Source organism: Rahnella victoriana (assembly GCF_004330295.1).
Lineage (GTDB): Bacteria > Pseudomonadota > Gammaproteobacteria > Enterobacterales > Enterobacteriaceae > Rahnella > Rahnella victoriana.
This window is the reverse complement of the sequence record NZ_SJOJ01000006.1, coordinates 157,340-173,625: the sequence shown is the minus strand read 5'-3', so window position 1 is coordinate 173,625 and position 16,286 is coordinate 157,340. Positions and strand designations below refer to the sequence as shown.

Sequence of the window (16,286 nt, the reverse complement as noted above, 5' to 3'; positions counted from 1 at the left end):
GCTAGCGGCGCACGCCTGACGCGCTGGCGCGTTCAAGTACCACCTGTGCATGATTGATGATCGGGCCATCGATCATCTTGCCGTTCAGCGAAATCACGCCCAGACCGTTACGCTCACCTTCTTCAGCGGCAGCAATCACGCGGTGCGCGTAATCCACCTCTTCCTGTGATGGCGCATAAGCGTTATGCAGCAGCTCAATCTGGCGCGGGTTGATCAGGGATTTGCCGTTGAAGCCCATTTTGCGGATCAGCTCGACTTCCCGCAGGAAACCGGCCTCGTCGTTGATGTCGGAATAAACCACGTCGAAGGCATCGATACCGGCAGCGCGGGCGGCATGCAGCACGGCACAGCGGGCATAAAACAGCTCGGTGCCGTCGCCGCGCTCAGTTTGCATGTCCATCACGTAGTCGAAAGCCGCCAGCGCGATGCCGATCAGACGCGGTGAACAGCGGGCGATCGCCACGGCGTTAATCACGCCAATGGCCGATTCGATCGCCGCCATGATTTTGGTCGAACCGGGTTCACGACCGCAGTCTTTCTCGATGCGTTCGATATGTGCTTCCAGTTCAAAAATATCGTCCGGCGTATCGGTTTTGGGTAAGCGCACCACATCCACCCCGGCACGTACCACAGCCTCCAGATCTTTAAGGCCAAAGGGAGTACTTAGCTGGTTGATGCGGACAACGGTTTCGATATCGCGATACATCGGATGCTGAAGGGCATGGAAAACCAGAATGCGCGCGGTGTCTTTTTCACGCAGCGAAACGGCATCTTCCAGATCGAACATGATGGAGTCCGGACGATAAATAAACGCAGTGGACAACATGGCGGCGCTGGCTCCCGGCAGGAACAGCATGCTGCGGCGCAGTTTTTTCATCGTAACGTCTCCCAGTTAATCTCTTCAGCCTGTGCCGCGCGCAGCACCGCACTTTGTACCCTGGCGCGGATCACACAATCGAGCGCGCCTTTATCTTCGATAATCAGTAAGCCTTCGGTCACGCCGAGGGCGGCGAGTGTCTCGCTGACCACGCTTCGGATCTGATCACCAAACTGTTTGATGACTTCACTGTTGATCACCACATTCAGCTCACTGGCCGGGGCGATTTTGACCAGCAAATCGCTGGATTCAACCGTGCCTGCCAGCGCCTCCTTCACAATTTTCATTGGTTTTTCCTGCTGTTAACAAAGTGAGGGTGAAATAATACGTTCGTCACCGAGTGCGGTTTCAGCGGGCGCACTGGCGAAATAATGTTGTTCGAGATGTGCATAGGTGCCGGGCGGAACGATGTCGCGGATCCGTGCCAGTTGCTGTGTTTTGAGCAAGGCACGCACCTCAGAGGCGGAAATGGCCCTGCCGCTGGCGTGACGTTTTCGCGGTAACTCGGTCACACTCAGGGGCGGCGACACCGAGCGGGAAGGGGTTTCCAGCCAGTCATGCATATCGCAGTTGTACTGATGCGTGACCGGGCAGAAAGGCTCACTGCCGACAAAACGATGGGTAATCCCCAAGGCCGGGGCGATGTACTGACGGAAAATCAGCAGATCCATCACGCTCCAGGCCTGATTGACCAGTCCGGCGTCCTTGAGGAAATAACCGGGGAAAGTCGCGCGGGAAATCAGATATTCCGAACCGGCATGCACCGTCACATTGGGCAGGTCTGCCACCCCCTGACGCACCATCTCCAGCCGTTCCTGAAACGGGAAATACGACACGTCTTCACTGACCACAAACACATGCAGCCAGTCGCAGGTCGCCGCCGCCTGTTCAGCCAGATAACGGTGACCAAGCGTAAACGGATTGGCATTCATCACTACCGCGCCGATACGCTGGCCGCGGTGATAATGGCGTTGCAACCCACGGCAATAATGGCTGATGCCTACCGGCGTGTTTTCCATCAGCACCGCCACCTGATCCCACTGCACCAGCGGATAAAACCCGCAGCCGCGAAAACGCTCAAGATTGGCGGGGCGGGTGTAGAGAAACAGATGGAAATGTCCGCCGGAGACCGCCAGATTTTCCACTTCACCGAGCAGTCTGGCGCTGAGATTTTCACCGCGCCAGTCGGCGGCAACAGCCACACATTTGATGGTGTTGCTCACCAGTCCGGCGCATCCGACCAGCTTGTGGCCTGAACAGGCCACCACAAACTGCTCAATGTCGTCATCCATGCCCAGCTGACTTTGTTGCAGCAGGGCGCGGATTTCCTCCAGCATGCCTTGCGGCGGCTGGCTGACAGAAACGACGTGAAAGTCGGGCGTATTACGACTGAACATAAGCCGGGCTCAGCTGACGGTCTGTGGCAATCTTCATGTCTGCGGCGACAATCACATTGCTCAGATGGCCGATCTTTTCGATTTCCACTTCGATGCGGTCACCGGGCTTCATAAACAGCGGTGGCACGCGTTTTTTCCCCACGCCGCCCGGAGATCCGGTGATGATCACGTCACCGGCATGCAGCGTGGTAAAGGTGCTGATGTATTCAATCAGTTCAGCGACTTTGTGGATCATGCTGCGGGTGTTGTCTTCCTGCACCATGTTGCCGTTAAGCCACGTACGGATCGCCAGCGAGTGCGGGTCCGGGATTTCATCGGCGGTGGTCATCCACGGCCCGAATGCGCCGGTCTGACGCCAGTTTTTACCGGCGGTAAACCAGGTGTGCTGCCAGTCACGGGCGGAACCGTCCATGTAGCAGCTGTATCCGGCGACATGCGACAGGGCATCTTCGCGTGAGATATTTTCCCCGGCCGAACCGATGATCACCGCCAGTTCCCCCTCGTAATCAAACTCCACAGACCGGCTCGGTTTGATGACGGGAGAACCGTGGCCGGTTTGCGAGTCGGCAAAGCGCACGAACAAGGTCGGTGCCGGATTATGCTGGTCAAACTCTTTGCGTTTTTCGGCATAGTTCATGCCGACGCAGAGGATTTTTTCCGGATTCTGAATTACCGGCAGAAACGTCAGATCACTGAAATCGAGATCGACGGGCAGGGTAGCCAGTTCCTGAGCATGTGCCAGCCCGTTCCCCGCCAGCAGGGCTTTCAGGTCCGGGTAAAGCTGTCCGAGATGACGACCCAGGTCGATCATGCCGTGCTCCGTTGCGATACCGTAGGACTTGCGCCCCTTATAGAGATAACTTGCCAGTTTCATAAAAATGTCCTGAATTTTAAAAAGGGTTGAACACGGCGTCAGACAAGGAAGTTGCCGAGAACCAGCAGTGCAACCGAGACGTTGATCGCACCGCCGATACGGGTGGCGATCTGGGCAAACGGCATCAGCGACATACGGTTGCCCGCCGTCAGAATCGCCACGTCACCGGTTCCGCCCTGACCGCTCTGGCAGCAGGAGACGATGGCGACATCAATCGGGTGCATGCCGATTTTCTTACCGACGAAGAAGCCGGTGGCCACCAGTGCGCCGACGGTGCTGACGATGACCAGCAGATTAGAAAGGGTGAACGCGGCAACCAGTTCATTCCACGGGGTGATAGCCACACCGACGGCGAACAGGATCGGGTAGGTCACTGAGGTCTGGAAGAATTTGTAAACCACCTGAGAACCTTCGAGCAGGCGCGGAGAAACGCCATGCGCCAGTTTCAGGGCGACAGCCGCGAACAACATGCCGACCGGTGCAGGCAGGCCAATCAGTTTGTGCAACAGCATGCCGACCATGTACAGCAGCACGGCCAGCAGCGCACCGGCAGCGATGGTGGTGACATCGGTTTTACCGCCGGTACCGCTCAGCTTGCTGCTGTCTGCGGTGGCGTTTTTGGAGGACGGCATCAGCTGGCCTTCACCGGTCAGGTGCGGATAGCGTTTACCGAGTTGATTCAGTGAGCCTGAGATCACGATAGCCGTCAGACCGCCCAGCATCACAATAGGCAGAATGCGACCCAGTGCCACGCCCTGATCCATATGCAGTAATGTCGCATAGCCGATGGACAACGGAATGGCCCCTTCGCCTACGCCGCCCGCCATGATAGGCAGGATCAGGAAGAAGAAAATCTGGAAGGGTTCCATGCCCAGCGCCAGACCCACGCCCATCCCGGTTAACATGCCGATCACTTCACCGCACAGCATCGGGAAGAAGATGCGCATGAAGCCCTGAATCAGCACCTTGCGATCCATACTCATGATGCTGCCGACGATAATGCAGCAGATGTACAGATACAGAATGTTGGTGCTTTTATAGAACTTGGTTGTGGACTCGACCACTACATCGGGCAGCAGGCCGTAATAGACCAGCGCGGAAGGAATGAAAGTGGCGCAAATCGCCGCCGCCCCCATTTTGCCGATGAACGGCAGACGCTTGCCGAACTCGCCGCAGGCGAAGCCGAAGAACGCCAGCGTGGCGACCATCACCACGATATCGCTGGGCAGTTTGCCGTCGAGACAGTCAATGGCAATCAGCAATCCCGCCATGGCAAACAGCGGTAACGGAATAATGCCAATTTTCCAGGTATCGAGAATGTGCCACCATTTTTCTTTTAATGAGAGCTGTTTTGCGGAGGAAGAGGCCGCGGGAACAGAATAGGTGTCGTCGGTTGTACTCATGATGAATCCCCTGTGTCAATTTGTGCAGGGAGTGTAAGAGAGATAATTGCCACTATTATGTGAGGTGCCGCAAATTAGAAATGGTATTTTAAAGGAGTGAAAGGTTTTAATGGTTTTAATTGATTTTAGATGTCGGAGTGAAATTATTTTATCGTGGTTTTTATGGTGTTATTTGTAATTATAATATTACTGTTAATTTATGGTGAAAAAGCTGTTGTGGATTTTGTTGTGTCCGCGCAATGGCTTGCTGTGCCTGCGATTGTTCTGCGGCACATCTCGCAACTTTCAGTGTTCCTTCTGACGGAAATACTGCCGGATGATAAAGTGCACACAGGGTTTATTAATATCACTGCCTAATAATGAGTGTTCAGATGCGTTTCCGGCCTTCTTTTCAGATAAAGCTTTTTCTTTATCTCATGGTGTTATTTATGGCGCTGTTTTCCATCGTGGGGGTTTATTACTATCAGGATATTCAGCGGCAGTTATATGAAGATATGGGAATTCGTGCAAAAGTTCAGGCGGAAGAAATTGCACTTATTCCCTCTTTAATCTCGGCAGTGGAAAATAAGGATATTACGGAAATTAATAGTTTGATGAGGAATATTTCTGCCCGCAGCGACGCCAGTTATATGGTCATTGGTGACGGCAAGGCAATGCATCTGTTTCATTCCATTTATGCCGACCGGGTCGGTACCACGCTGGTCGGCGGTGATAACGAAGAAGTGCTGGCGGGTAAAAGCACGACTACCATCCGGCTGGGCGGTATCGGGCTGTCGCTGCGCAGTAAAGCGCCGATCCGTAATGCTGAAGGTCAGGTGATCGGCATCGTGTCTGTCGGTTATCTCACCAGCCACATTAATAATCTGACGCTTGAGAAAGTGATCAGCATTCTGCTGGCGGCCGCCATGCTGTTACTGGCGCTGTTCACCTTCTCATGGTTTTTTTCACGCTCGATCAAAAAACAGATGTTCTCGCTGGAGCCACGCGAAATCGGCCTGCTGGTGAGACAGCAAAAAGCCCTGATGGAATCGATCTACGAAGGGGTGATCGCCATTGACGATCAGTTTCGTGTCGCGGTGATCAATCAGGCGGCTAAAAAATTGCTCGGTCTGGATGCACCATCCCGTGAACTGCGCGGCCTGCCACTTCAGCAAGTCATCGCACCGGTCAGTTTCTTTGACCCGCAGGTGATGCTGGAAAAAGACATCCACGATGAGATCTGCCTGTTCAACAGCCTGACGGTGATCGCCAGCCGTGTACGGATTATGTTGGAAAATGAGCTGCAGGGCTGGGTGATTACCTTCCGCGATTGCAGCGACATTGACCGGCTCAGTATTCAGCTCAGTCAGGTGCAGCGTTATGCCGATAACCTGCGCGTCATGCGCCATGAGCAACTTAACTGGACGGCGACGCTGGCGGGGTTGCTGCACATGGGACGCTATGACGAGGCGATCCGCTACATCGAAGCGCAGTCAGAAGGGGCGCAGGAGTTACTGGATTTCGTCTCGGCACGCTTTTGCTCGCCAAGGCTGTGCGGACTGTTGCTCGGTAAATACGCCCGTGCGCGGGAAAAAGGCGTTGAACTGGCTTTTGACCCGGCCTGTGAGTTAACCCGGTTGCCTGTAGCACTCAGTGAAACCGAGCTGATGTCGATTATCGGCAACCTGCTGGATAACGCCATCGAAGCCACATTGTTGCGGGGTCATGATGCGGGGCCGGTTGAGGTCTATATCGCTTCCGGCGCGAGTGAGCTGGTGATTGAAGTCGCTGACCATGGCATCGGAATCGCACAGGAGCGGCGGGAACAGATTTTCACGCTGGGCGTGACCTCCAAGTCGCAGGGCGATCACGGGCTGGGGCTGCATCTGGTGGCCAGCTATGTCAGCCACGCGGGTGGCTTTATTGAAGTTTCGGATAACCCGCCGACCGGCGCGGTGTTTTCGGTCTTTATCCCGGACAACGTCACGGAATTTGAAGAGAGTAAATGATGCAAGCCGAAATGATTGACGTAATGATTGTGGAAGATGAAAACCAGCTGGCCCGGCTGTATGCCGAGCTTATTGATAATCACCGCTGGCTGCGGCTGGTCGGCGTCGCGTCCACATTGCGGGAAGCAAGGGCGCTGATCGAAGAAAAGCGTCCACAGTTATTACTGCTGGATAATTATCTGCCGGACGGACAGGGTATTTCGCTGATTGAACACGATCTGTTTAAGAAGGCTCACTGCTCGGTCATTTTCATCACGGCGGCCAGTGATATGCACACCTGTAGTCAGGCGATCCGCTGTGGTGCTTTTGATTACATTCTTAAACCGGTGTCGTGGAACCGCCTCCAGCAATCGCTGGATCGCTTTATTCAGTTCAGCCAGACCCAGCGGGCATGGAAAGTGGTGGATCAGCAGAACGTAGACAGCCTGTATCAGCTTCAGGCAAAAGATTTCACGCCGAAAGCGGGAAACAAAGGCATTGAAGAAAACACGCTGAATCTGGTGGAAGGCATCTTCTTACAGGGAGAACCACGCTGTTATTCGGTGGATGAAGTGGTCAGTGAAACGAAACTGAGTAAAACGACGGCACGCCGTTATCTCGAGCATTGTGTGCAGAAAGGGGATTTGCGGGTAGAAATGCTCTACGGCAAGATCGGCCATCCCCGCCGGATGTACCGGCGGGCGTAAACGCAAAAGATTATTCTGTCTTTTTGGCTCTCGGGTATTTCCACAACCAGCGGCCACTGGCCATTCGCCAGTAGAAGAACAGGCCGCGCACGATCCAGTCGAGGAACATGCCGAGCCAGATGCCGACCACGCCGAAGCCCAGAACAATGCCGAGGAAATAGCCCACCACGATGCGACAACCCCACATGCCGAGCATTGACACATACATGGTAAAGCGTGCGTCGCGCGCGCCTTTCAGGCCTGCCGGCAACACCCACGACGCGGCCCAGAATGGCATGAAGGCGGCATTCAGCCAGATCAGGATTTTGACGACGTCGATAACGTCCTGTTCATTGGTATAAAACCGTGCCAGTAGCCCGGCAAAGGGCACAGAAAGGAACGCCAGCACGCACAGCCCGAAGGTGGACAGCCAGAAAATATGCCGCAACTGACGCTCGGATTGCGCAATTTGTCCTTTACCCAGACGGGTTCCGACGATAATGGTCGATGCCGACCCCAGCGCGTTGCCTGGCAGGTTAATCAGTGCCGCAATGGAGAAGGCAATAAAGTTACCGGCGATGACATTGGTGCCCATGCCGGCGACAAAAACCTGTGTCAGGAGTTTACCGCCGTTAAACAGCACGGATTCGATACTGGCAGGAATACCAATGCCTAATACTTCACGCAGAATATTGGTATTGAGTGGCAGGAAGTAGCTTTTGAGCGAGATTTTCAGCGATGGATTGAACCCCACCATCAGCACAAAAATAACTGCGATCGCCCCGATATAGCGCGCAATAGTCAGCCCCAGACCGGCACCGATAAAGCCCAGCCCGTGCCAGCCGAAACAGCCGTAGATCAATACGCTGCTGATCATCAGATTGAGGATGTTCATGCCGCCATTGAGCAGCATCGGAATCTTGGTGTTACCGGCACCGCGCAGGGCGCCGGAACCGATCAGCGCAATCGCTGCCGCCGGATAGCTCCAGCTGCTCATTTGCAGGTACGACAGCGCCAGTTCTTTCACTTCAGGTTCTGCATTGCCCGCGATCATGTCGATGATCACATGCCCGGAAAATTGCAAAAGTATCGCCAGCAGTACGGCAAACACCGTCATGATTGCCAGAGACTGGCGGGCGGCGGCGCGGGCGCGTTCGTGATCGAGTTTTCCGAGGCTGAACGCCACCACCACCGTGGTACCGAGATCGACCGCCGCGAAGAAGGAAATCACCACCATGTTAAAACTGTCGGCAAGCCCTACGCCCGCCATCGCTTCCTTACCCAGCCAGCTGACCAGAAACGTGCTGAGCACCCCCATCAGCAGGACGCAGGCATTCTCGAAGAAGATAGGGACGGCGAGGGGCGTAATCTCACGCCAGAACAAGGTACGGTAAGAACGCCGTTTCGGATACCAGGGCGTGCGCTCGATGGCTTTGCGCAAAGAGACGATGACGTTTTGCAAGAGAGTTCCAGGGTGGCAGAAAGTAGAACAGCGTTTTAATTTATGATGGTAAAAGACTGTGCAATATGCAAAGTCTTTTTTTGGAAATCCTTAATTCCCCGTCATATTTCGTGCCGCAGATGCGTTGGCTGCGTTTAATAACCCGAGTCACTTACTTAATGTAAGCTCATCGGGATTATCAAACTTGCCGCCTGCCTGCAACACGAACTATTTAGGGGAGCCAGAGTGGTTATCAACGGAACGGCGGTTCATTAAACGTGCGCAATTTGCGTGAATGCAGATGATCGCCCTCGGCGCGTAACAGGTCGATGGCGCAGATACCGATTTGCAGATGTTCTGAGATTGCGCCTTCGTAGAATTTATTCGCCTGACCCGGCAGCTTGATTTCGCCATGCAGCGGTTTATCCGACACGCAAAGCAGTGTCCCGTAAGGCACCCGGAAACGGTAACCCTGCGCGGCGATGGTGGCGCTTTCCATATCGACTGCGACGGCGCGGCTGAGGTTAAAACGCAGCGCCGACGCGGCATAGCGCAATTCCCAGTTGCGGTCATCGGTGGTGACCACCGTCCCGGTTCGCAGCCGTTGTTTGACCTGTTCACCGGGCATACCGCTCATCATTTTGGTGGCGTCGTACAGCGCACGCTGCACTTCGGCAATGCTCGGAATAGGGATATCCGGCGGCAATACCGCATCCAGTACATGATCGTCACGCAGATAGGCGTGCGCCAGTACGTAATCGCCGATCGACTGCGTTTCGCGCAATCCGCCGCAGTGACCAATCATCAGCCAGACATGCGGGCGCAGTACCGCCAGATGATCACAGATGGTTTTGGCATTTGCCGGACCGACCCCGATATTGACCAGCGTAATCCCCGCACCGTCGCGGGCAATCAGATGATAGGCGGGCATCTGGTGTTTTTTCCAGGCCAGATCGGACACCGCCTGCTCAGGATTCTGCGTTTCCGCCGTGATGAACACGCTGCCCGCACAAGCCAGTGCCTCATACGGACTTTCCGGATCGGCAATCTGCGCGCAGGCCCAGCTGACAAATTCATCGACGTAGCGGGTGTAGTTGGTGAACAGCACATAGGGCTGAAAATGTTCGATCAGCGTGCCGGTGTAATGGCGCAGGCGTGCCAGCGAGAAGTCTGCGCGCAGTGCGTTGAAATGTGACAGCGGGAAGATGTCGCCGGGATAATGCAGGCCATCCGCCGTTTCATCGCCAATTTGCGACAGTTCCGTGGTCGGAAAATGCTTCGCCAGCCCCGCGCTCATCGAACGGTCCAGCATCAGGTCCGAGCCGTCAATCACGTACGAATAGGGGATTTCCTGCTGAGACGGCACCACTTCAATCACGGCGTCGTATTCCTCTTCCAGCAGGGAAAGTTGTTCCAGCAGGTAATGGCGGAACAACTCCGGATGCGTGATGGTATTGGCATAACGTCCGGGATGAGAGAAGCGGCCATAGGCTCGGGTCGGGTTTTTGGCGGGCGTTACGCCGTCCCAGCTGACCCGCAGTTCGGGATAAACAAACAGCCCGGCGGCACGCGCGGCAATATCCGGCAGCGTTCCCTGAACGATGAAATCTTTAATCGCATCCCGCAGGGCGGCTACCGAGTTGGTATACATCTCTTCGAGCTTCTCAATCGCCTGTGAAGCGGTGAGGGACTTGTTATCCATACGCTTTTCCTTGGTTCTTCGTTTATCATCATTCACTCTAAATATGGCTTGTCTGACCGGCGTCGCCAATGTTTTATTAGGATAGAAAAGCCGGATGGCGCTTTTATGAACGAACAGGAGAAAGCAGATGATCCAGGTATGGGGCAGAAAAACATCGTCAAATGTTCAGGCACTGATGTGGTGTATCGGCGAGTTAGGGCTGGAGTACGAGCGGTTTGATATCGGGCACAAATACGGTGGCAATGACACGCCGGAATTTCTGGCGATGAACCCCAATGGCACGGTGCCGGTGATCCGCGATGGCGAAGGCAGTCCGTTGTGGGAAACCGGTGCCATTCTGCGTTATCTGGCAGGAAAATACGGCGCGGATGAATTCTGGCCAAAAGACGCGGAGTGCCGGGCGGAAATCGATAAGTGGACTGAATGGGCAAAAATCGGTGTGGCGATGAATTTCACCGCGCCGGTGTTCTGGATGGTGGTGAGAACGGCGGCGAAAGATCAGGATCATCAGGCATTAGAAAAATCATTGCAGAACCTGAATAAGAAACTGGCGATTGCCGAGGCGCAGATAGCCAGGCATGGCTATCTTGCCGGAAGTACATTCTCACTGGCCGATATTCAGTTTGGTCACAGTCTGTACCGCTACTTTGATATTGCGATTGAACGGCCTTCGTATCCGGCAATCGAACACTATTATGAAAAGCTCAAACTACGCCCGGCGTTTGCGGAACATGTGATGGTGTCTTATGACGAGTTGCGGGTGGTGTAACCCTGTCTGAAATGCCAGAAAGCCCGCTTAAAACCGATTAAGCGGGCTTTTTTAATGGTCTGCTGCTCAGTGTGGCTGAGGCGTTTTCATCAACATTGCCGTGAGGGCGGAGAGCAAACAGCCCGCCATCAGATAAATGGCGACGGAATGCCATTCACCGCCGGAGAAGTTCAGCAATGCGGCGGCAATAAACGGAGTAAATCCACCGCCGACAACGCTGGCGACCTGATAACCCACACCGGCTCCGCTGTAGCGGTAACCCGCGCCAAACATTTCCGTAAACATCGGTTGCTGGACGCACACCACCATATCGTGGGCGATATTCGCCAGCAGCAGCGAGAAGATCACCACGCCGACAATGGAACGGGCTTCGAGCGCCATAAAGAACGGGAAGGCACTCAGTGCGCCAACTAATGCGCCGGTAATATAGATGCGGCGACGCCCGAAACGATCCGCCAGCCAGGCAAACAAGGGAATGGTCAGGCAACTGATACCACCGACCAGCAGCCCGATATTCAGAAACAGTTCCCGCGACAGCCCGAGGTTATGCGTCGAGTAGTTAAGCGCGAACGCGGTAACAATGTACATCGTCAGCAATTCGCACAGGCGCAGAAGGATGATTTTCAAAAATGCGCCGGGATGGCGAATCAGGGCTTCGAATACCGGTAAACGTTTTTTCGCCTCTTTAGGCTGCTGTTCCTGAGCACGTTCAAACTCGACCGATTCTTCCATGCCGTTACGTACCCACAGTGCGCCCAGCACCAGCACCACGCTGAACAAAAACGGTAAACGCCAGCCCCAGTTCAGGAACTGCGCGTCGGTGGTCAGGCTGCTTATCAGGGACACCAGTCCGGTCGCGAGCAACAACCCGACGCCATATCCCATCTGGATCCCGCTGCTGTAGAACGCCTTTTTACCCGCAGGCGCACTTTCCACGGCCAGCAACGCCGCGCCACCCCATTCGCCGCCTACGGCAAATCCCTGAATGGCACGTAAGGTGACCAGCAGCGCCGGCGCCCACCAGCCAATCGCCGCGAAAGAGGGAAGAATGCCAATACACGCGGTGGCAATGCCCATGATCCAGACGGTCATCATCAGCATCCGTTTACGTCCCAGACGATCGCCGAAATGACCAAAGACAATCCCGCCCAGCGGACGGAATAAAAAGCCGACGCCGAAGGTGGCAAATGCTGCGAGGGTGCCCATTGCCGGGTCGATTTGCGGGAAAAATTCGCTGTTAAAAACCAGTGCCGCAGTGATGCCGTAGAGCAAAAAATCGAACCAGTCGACTACGGCGCCGACGAAGCTTCCCCAGGCGGCGCGGCGGGCGCGATTAAATGAAGGTATCTCCTCATCGGGGCGGGGGGTAGCGAGCGTGGAGTCCATAATTTTCCTGTCAGTTTCTCTAATTTCTGGAATTTCTTGTTATTAAATCCGCGGGAAGGGCGCGCATGTTGCGTGACGCAAAGATAAAACCGCTACTGAGACTACAGCGTCAGGGGGCGGGTGAAAACGCTTTTGCAACGTGAAAGGGAAATTTACGTAGGGAAAGGTGAGTATGGCGGGCAACAAAAGCAAAAAGCCCGCTTAAGTTTCCTTAAGCGGGCTTCTCTAATATGGCTCCTCTGACTGGACTCGAACCAGTGACATACGGATTAACAGTCCGCCGTTCTACCGACTGAACTACAGAGGAATCGTGTGAACGGGGCGAATAATAGCGAGTGCCCCGTGGCATGTCAAAGGGGAAACTGCATAAATGCGTGCGTTTGCTGATACTTTAGTCAAGTTGTTGAGAATAGAGTCAAAATGGCCTGTTTCCGGCATCAGACAGGCCTTTTCAGCATTAACGCAGTTCACGGCACGCACGGCTGATCCGCGTGCAGGCTTCCTGTAAACGGCTGTCATCAATGGCGTAGGCAATGCGTAAATACCCCGGTGCGCCAAACGCAGAGCCCTGAAGGGTGGCGACATGGGCCGATTTCAGCAGATAAGCCGCAAAATCTTCATCAGTGTGAATGATGTCACCGGAAGGCGTGGTTTTGCCTGTCATGCCCTGGCAGTTGGCGAACACGTAAAATGCCCCCGGCGGCACTTGCGCACTCAGGCCATCAACGTCATTGATGCAATCCATAATCAGGGTACGGCGGCGGGTCAGGATGTCGATCCATTCGGTGATGAATTCGCTGCCCTGTTCCAGTGCGGCCACGGTCGCTGCCTGAGAAATCGAGCTGGGGTTGGACGTACTTTGCGACTGCAAAATTTGCATCGCTGAAATCAGCCACGCCGGACCGCCCGCATAACCCAGACGCCAGCCTGTCATCGAATAGCCTTTGGATACGCCGTTGATGGTCAGGAGCCGGTCTTTCAGACGCGGTTCGGCTTCCGCCAGGGTGGCGAACGTGCCGGGCACGAAACAGATCTGCTCATAAATATCGTCTGCCATCACCAGCACATGGGGATGGTCCAGCAGAACGGCGGCCAGCGCGCGGAGTTCGTCGGCGGAATATACGGCGCCGGTCGGGTTGTTAGGGGAATTGAGGATCACCCAGCGGGTCTTCGGGGTGATCGCCGCGGCCAGATCTTCAGGCTGCAACTTCCAGCCATGAGTTTCCAGACAGGCAACCTTCTTCGATTCGCCTTCTGCGAGCGTCACCATATCCGGATAAGACACCCAGTAGGGCGCAGGAATAATCACCTCATCGCCCGCCGAAACGGTGGCTAAAAGTGCATTGAAGATCAACTGCTTGGCACCGCTGCCTGCAATGACTTCCTCCGGACGGTAGCTGATCCTGTTTTCGCGATTAAACTTAGAGATGATGGCCTGTTTGAGCGCGGCGGTACCGGCAACGGCGGTGTATTTTGTGTCACCTTGTACAATCGCGTCGATGCCTGCCTGCTTAATATGCTCAGGCGTATCGAAATCCAGTTCACCTTCGCCAAGGTTAATGACATCTGTCCCTTCCGCGCTCAGCGCGCGAACCTGGTCGGAAATCGCCGCAGTCGGCGAAGGGCGCACGCGGCGTAAACGCGGTGCAAGAAATTCAGCAGACATTGTTTCCCCTGTTTGAACAATAACAAAATTGTATTATGTGAATCATTAAAACCAATTTAAACTTACCATTCTTCTTTTTGCTTTGCTCATAATTTCTTCGTGCTGAGCAGGATTTTACCGGCGGAAATGGCCGGGTAGCCCGTTTTACTGACCTGCTGTCAGCGGCTTGCCTGAACTTTCCTTTTATATTTCAAGGTTGTCTTATGGCTTTTATTTTTGTTGCGCACGACACACCGGAACCGTCGCTGTATGGCGCGATGGCAGCAATACTGGCGGCACAAAAACATTTACCTCTGGCGCACCTGCCGGTGAGCTGGGACATTGCACGTTATCCGGATGCCTGTCAGCACGTCATCGGAGAAGGGCAACTGATGACCAGCGGACTGTTGTGGACGGAACGCCTGAATCCCCAAAGTGCGGGCAGGGTGATGGAGCTGGACGAGTTACTGGATACCTTTGGTACGCAGGATGTGGTGATCCCGCTTGGTCCGATGCAGATCATTCAGTTCACGCACATTGCGCGGCAGGTACGCGAAAATGCGTTTGATTACGAATTGATCAACGTGGAGCGTTCCAATCAGGGCTATGCGTTCAGCCGTCATGGTCAGATTGATGAAACGGCCGGATGCTGGTGGCGTGACCGCTACGGGCGCTGGATAAATCATAATACTCCGCCGCAAACCGGCACTTCGCTGCGTATTGCTCTGGTGGGCGCGCAGTCAGATCAATGCAGTGTGTATCCCGCCACGCTGGCGGCGCTGGGTGATGCGGCAGACGCACTCTCGCTGTCGCTGGATATCGTCTATGCCGCGCCGCTGGCGCTGGAAGAACATCTGCATGAAGTGATGGAAAACGTGGATGGCATTTTGCTGCCGGGCGGGGCGGCGATGTGTAACGTTGCCGGACAAATCTGTGCAGCGCATTACGCCCTGAACCGTAATATTCCCGTTCTCGGTCTGTGTCTGGGAATGCAAACCATGACCACCGCTCTCGTGCAAAAAATGCTGGGTTCCGAAAAAGCTAACCTGACGGAAGCCGACCCGGATGCGGAGATCAAAACCTTTATTCCGCTGGCCGATACGCCGACCTTTCCGGTGCATCGTCTGGGCAATCACCTGATGTATTCACGGGCAGGCAGCAGGCTGCATGACATTCTTGGCGGTGAATATCCCGTGCGTTATAACCACCGCTTTCACCTTGACCCCGGGCTGAAACCTGCGCTGGAAGAGTATGGCGTGCAGATCAGCGGAACAGACATCACCGGCAAGATTGCGGACGGTATCGAATACACCCGGCATCCGTTTTATCTCGGTGTGCAGGGGCATCCTGAGCTGTCGTCATTGCATGTAAAACCCCATCCGTTGCTGATGGCATTTTTAGAGACGGCGGGCTTACAGCGCCGTTAAGATCGGACCGACCCAGTTTTCTGTCAGCAGCCCGTCCACGCGGGCGAACTCGTGCAGGTTGTTGGTCACCATGACCATGCCTGCACTTCGCGCCTGTGCGGCGATATGCATGTCGTTTACGCCAATCAGGTTGCCGCACTTTTCGAGACAGGCACGGATGTGTCCGTAATGCGCGGCCGCTTTCTGGTCATAATCGATGATACGCAGATGGGAGACGAACTCCTCGACCGCCAGCTTGTTTTTGACAGGGCTGGCACTTTTCGCAATGCCATGCAGCAATTCCGCGTAGGTGATCATCGAGATGGCCAGCTGATCCGTGTGCTGGTTGAATTTTGCCAGCACACTCATCGGCCTGCGTTTCAGTATGTAAATAACAATATTGGTGTCCAGCAGATAGGTCAGCATTAAAACGTGTCCCTGTCAGACTGATCTTGTGATGCGCGATCTGCCATAAAGTCGTCAGTGACGCGCAGTTCACTGCCGAAAAAATTATCCCAGCTGTTATCGGCGGGGGTTAATACCAGTGAATTCCCTACTTTTCTTATCGTCACGATTTTTACCTCATCAGGAAAACGGCATTCTGCCGGAATACGTACGCTCTGCGTTCTGTTGTTTAAAAAGACGGTGCCTTTAGGCATGTCGATACTCCTCAGTGGTGTTATGTAAGCCAAAACTTCTGCTCAAATACTACTCGCCTGAAAAATATAGTGCA

The 16,286-nt window shown here is 54.6% G+C and carries 15 protein-coding genes and 1 tRNA gene; 4 read left to right on the top strand and 12 right to left on the bottom strand.

Features of this window, described 5'->3' with window-relative positions; genetic code table 11:
• Nucleotide 1: 1 nt before the first annotated feature.
• The 5 genes from citE to EYY67_RS07335 are packed head-to-tail and all read right to left on the bottom strand — an operon-like array spanning nt 2 to nt 4,551.
• Complete coding sequence (citE, locus tag EYY67_RS07355; protein ID WP_095922451.1) at nt 2–877, bottom strand: citrate (pro-3S)-lyase subunit beta; 876 nt, start codon at nt 875–877, stop codon at nt 2–4.
• On the bottom strand, nt 874–1,164 hold the full coding sequence (citD, locus tag EYY67_RS07350; RefSeq protein ID WP_015696741.1) for a citrate lyase acyl carrier protein: 291 nt from the start codon (nt 1,162–1,164) through the stop codon (nt 874–876). Before citD ends, citE begins: the two co-directional genes overlap by 4 nt.
• 15 nt (nt 1,165–1,179) lie before the next feature.
• A complete protein-coding gene (citC, locus tag EYY67_RS07345) occupies nt 1,180–2,274 on the bottom strand; it encodes a [citrate (pro-3S)-lyase] ligase (RefSeq protein ID WP_131693215.1) in 1,095 nt (364 codons plus the stop codon).
• Nucleotides 2,261–3,148, bottom strand: a complete 888-nt coding sequence (locus tag EYY67_RS07340; RefSeq protein WP_131693214.1) for a fumarylacetoacetate hydrolase family protein — start codon at nt 3,146–3,148, stop codon at nt 2,261–2,263. Before EYY67_RS07340 ends, citC begins: the two co-directional genes overlap by 14 nt.
• A gap of 38 nt (nt 3,149–3,186) precedes the next feature.
• On the bottom strand, nt 3,187–4,551 hold the full coding sequence (locus tag EYY67_RS07335) for a 2-hydroxycarboxylate transporter family protein (protein ID WP_095922448.1): 1,365 nt from the start codon (nt 4,549–4,551) through the stop codon (nt 3,187–3,189).
• Between the two features lie 371 nt (nt 4,552–4,922).
• Between EYY67_RS07335 and EYY67_RS07330 the strand changes: the two genes are divergently transcribed.
• Together EYY67_RS07330 and EYY67_RS07325 are read left to right on the top strand one after the other, a co-directional pair.
• A complete protein-coding gene (locus EYY67_RS07330; protein WP_095925159.1) occupies nt 4,923–6,539 on the top strand; it encodes an ATP-binding protein in 1,617 nt (538 codons plus the stop codon).
• The gene (locus EYY67_RS07325) at nt 6,539–7,225 is read left to right on the top strand and encodes a response regulator (RefSeq protein ID WP_162928562.1); all 687 of its coding nucleotides are present in this window, start codon (nt 6,539–6,541) and stop codon (nt 7,223–7,225) included. The genes EYY67_RS07330 and EYY67_RS07325 overlap by 1 nt, the downstream gene beginning before the upstream one ends.
• Before the next feature lie 10 nt (nt 7,226–7,235).
• On the opposite strand, the gene EYY67_RS07320 is transcribed toward EYY67_RS07325, so the two are convergent.
• Together EYY67_RS07320 and EYY67_RS07315 are read right to left on the bottom strand one after the other, a co-directional pair.
• A complete protein-coding gene (locus tag EYY67_RS07320; RefSeq protein ID WP_095922445.1) occupies nt 7,236–8,666 on the bottom strand; it encodes an EmmdR/YeeO family multidrug/toxin efflux MATE transporter in 1,431 nt (476 codons plus the stop codon).
• Nucleotides 8,667–8,898: 232 nt separating this feature from the next.
• Nucleotides 8,899–10,383 (bottom strand): AMP nucleosidase, encoded by a 1,485-nt coding sequence (locus EYY67_RS07315; RefSeq protein ID WP_278248206.1) that lies wholly within the window; start codon nt 10,381–10,383, stop codon nt 8,899–8,901.
• 91 nt (nt 10,384–10,474) lie between these two features.
• Here EYY67_RS07315 and EYY67_RS07310 point away from each other — a divergent pair, with 91 nt between their 5' ends.
• On the top strand, nt 10,475–11,116 hold the full coding sequence (locus EYY67_RS07310) for a glutathione S-transferase family protein (RefSeq protein ID WP_131693212.1): 642 nt from the start codon (nt 10,475–10,477) through the stop codon (nt 11,114–11,116).
• 66 nt (nt 11,117–11,182) lie between these two features.
• Here the strand turns inward: EYY67_RS07310 and shiA are convergent, their stop codons facing one another.
• The 3 genes from shiA to EYY67_RS07295 all read right to left on the bottom strand — a co-directional run bounded on the left by shiA (nt 11,183) and on the right by EYY67_RS07295 (nt 14,168).
• Nucleotides 11,183–12,502, bottom strand: coding sequence for a shikimate transporter (gene shiA, locus EYY67_RS07305; RefSeq protein ID WP_131693211.1), 1,320 nt, complete (start codon nt 12,500–12,502; stop codon nt 11,183–11,185).
• A 231-nt stretch (nt 12,503–12,733) separates the two neighbouring features.
• Nucleotides 12,734–12,809, bottom strand: a tRNA-Asn gene (locus EYY67_RS07300).
• A 150-nt stretch (nt 12,810–12,959) separates the two neighbouring features.
• The gene (locus tag EYY67_RS07295; RefSeq protein ID WP_131693210.1) at nt 12,960–14,168 is read right to left on the bottom strand and encodes a pyridoxal phosphate-dependent aminotransferase; all 1,209 of its coding nucleotides are present in this window, start codon (nt 14,166–14,168) and stop codon (nt 12,960–12,962) included.
• Between the two features lie 203 nt (nt 14,169–14,371).
• Here EYY67_RS07295 and EYY67_RS07290 point away from each other — a divergent pair, with 203 nt between their 5' ends.
• On the top strand, nt 14,372–15,574 hold the full coding sequence (locus EYY67_RS07290) for a glutamine amidotransferase-related protein (protein ID WP_131693209.1): 1,203 nt from the start codon (nt 14,372–14,374) through the stop codon (nt 15,572–15,574).
• Here the strand turns inward: EYY67_RS07290 and vapC are convergent.
• Both vapC and vapB read right to left on the bottom strand, forming a co-directional pair.
• Nucleotides 15,560–15,979: a type II toxin-antitoxin system tRNA(fMet)-specific endonuclease VapC gene (gene vapC, locus EYY67_RS07285; protein WP_095922438.1), complete on the bottom strand. Its 420-nt coding sequence runs from the start codon at nt 15,977–15,979 to the stop codon at nt 15,560–15,562. The genes EYY67_RS07290 and vapC overlap by 15 nt on opposite strands.
• Nucleotides 15,979–16,212, bottom strand: a complete 234-nt coding sequence (gene vapB / locus EYY67_RS07280) for a type II toxin-antitoxin system VapB family antitoxin (protein ID WP_095922437.1) — start codon at nt 16,210–16,212, stop codon at nt 15,979–15,981. Before vapB ends, vapC begins: the two co-directional genes overlap by 1 nt.
• Nucleotides 16,213–16,286: the final 74 nt, after the last annotated feature.

Bases quoted from the DNA above. Each gene is read 5' to 3' on its own strand.
- citE (WP_095922451.1), bottom strand. From the start codon at position 877: ATGAAAAAACTGCGCCGCAGCATGCTGTTCCTGCCGGGAGCCAGCGCC.
- citD (WP_015696741.1), bottom strand. From the start codon at position 1,164: ATGAAAATTGTGAAGGAGGCGCTGGCAGGCACGGTTGAATCCAGCGAT.
- citC (WP_131693215.1), bottom strand. From the start codon at position 2,274: ATGTTCAGTCGTAATACGCCCGACTTTCACGTCGTTTCTGTCAGCCAG.
- EYY67_RS07340 (WP_131693214.1), bottom strand. From the start codon at position 3,148: ATGAAACTGGCAAGTTATCTCTATAAGGGGCGCAAGTCCTACGGTATC.
- EYY67_RS07335 (WP_095922448.1), bottom strand. From the start codon at position 4,551: ATGAGTACAACCGACGACACCTATTCTGTTCCCGCGGCCTCTTCCTCC.
- EYY67_RS07330 (WP_095925159.1), top strand. From the start codon at position 4,923: ATGCGTTTCCGGCCTTCTTTTCAGATAAAGCTTTTTCTTTATCTCATG.
- EYY67_RS07325 (WP_162928562.1), top strand. From the start codon at position 6,539: ATGCAAGCCGAAATGATTGACGTAATGATTGTGGAAGATGAAAACCAG.
- EYY67_RS07310 (WP_131693212.1), top strand. From the start codon at position 10,475: ATGATCCAGGTATGGGGCAGAAAAACATCGTCAAATGTTCAGGCACTG.
- shiA (WP_131693211.1), bottom strand. From the start codon at position 12,502: ATGGACTCCACGCTCGCTACCCCCCGCCCCGATGAGGAGATACCTTCA.
- EYY67_RS07295 (WP_131693210.1), bottom strand. From the start codon at position 14,168: ATGTCTGCTGAATTTCTTGCACCGCGTTTACGCCGCGTGCGCCCTTCG.
- EYY67_RS07290 (WP_131693209.1), top strand. From the start codon at position 14,372: ATGGCTTTTATTTTTGTTGCGCACGACACACCGGAACCGTCGCTGTAT.
- vapC (WP_095922438.1), bottom strand. From the start codon at position 15,979: ATGCTGACCTATCTGCTGGACACCAATATTGTTATTTACATACTGAAA.
- vapB (WP_095922437.1), bottom strand. From the start codon at position 16,212: ATGCCTAAAGGCACCGTCTTTTTAAACAACAGAACGCAGAGCGTACGT.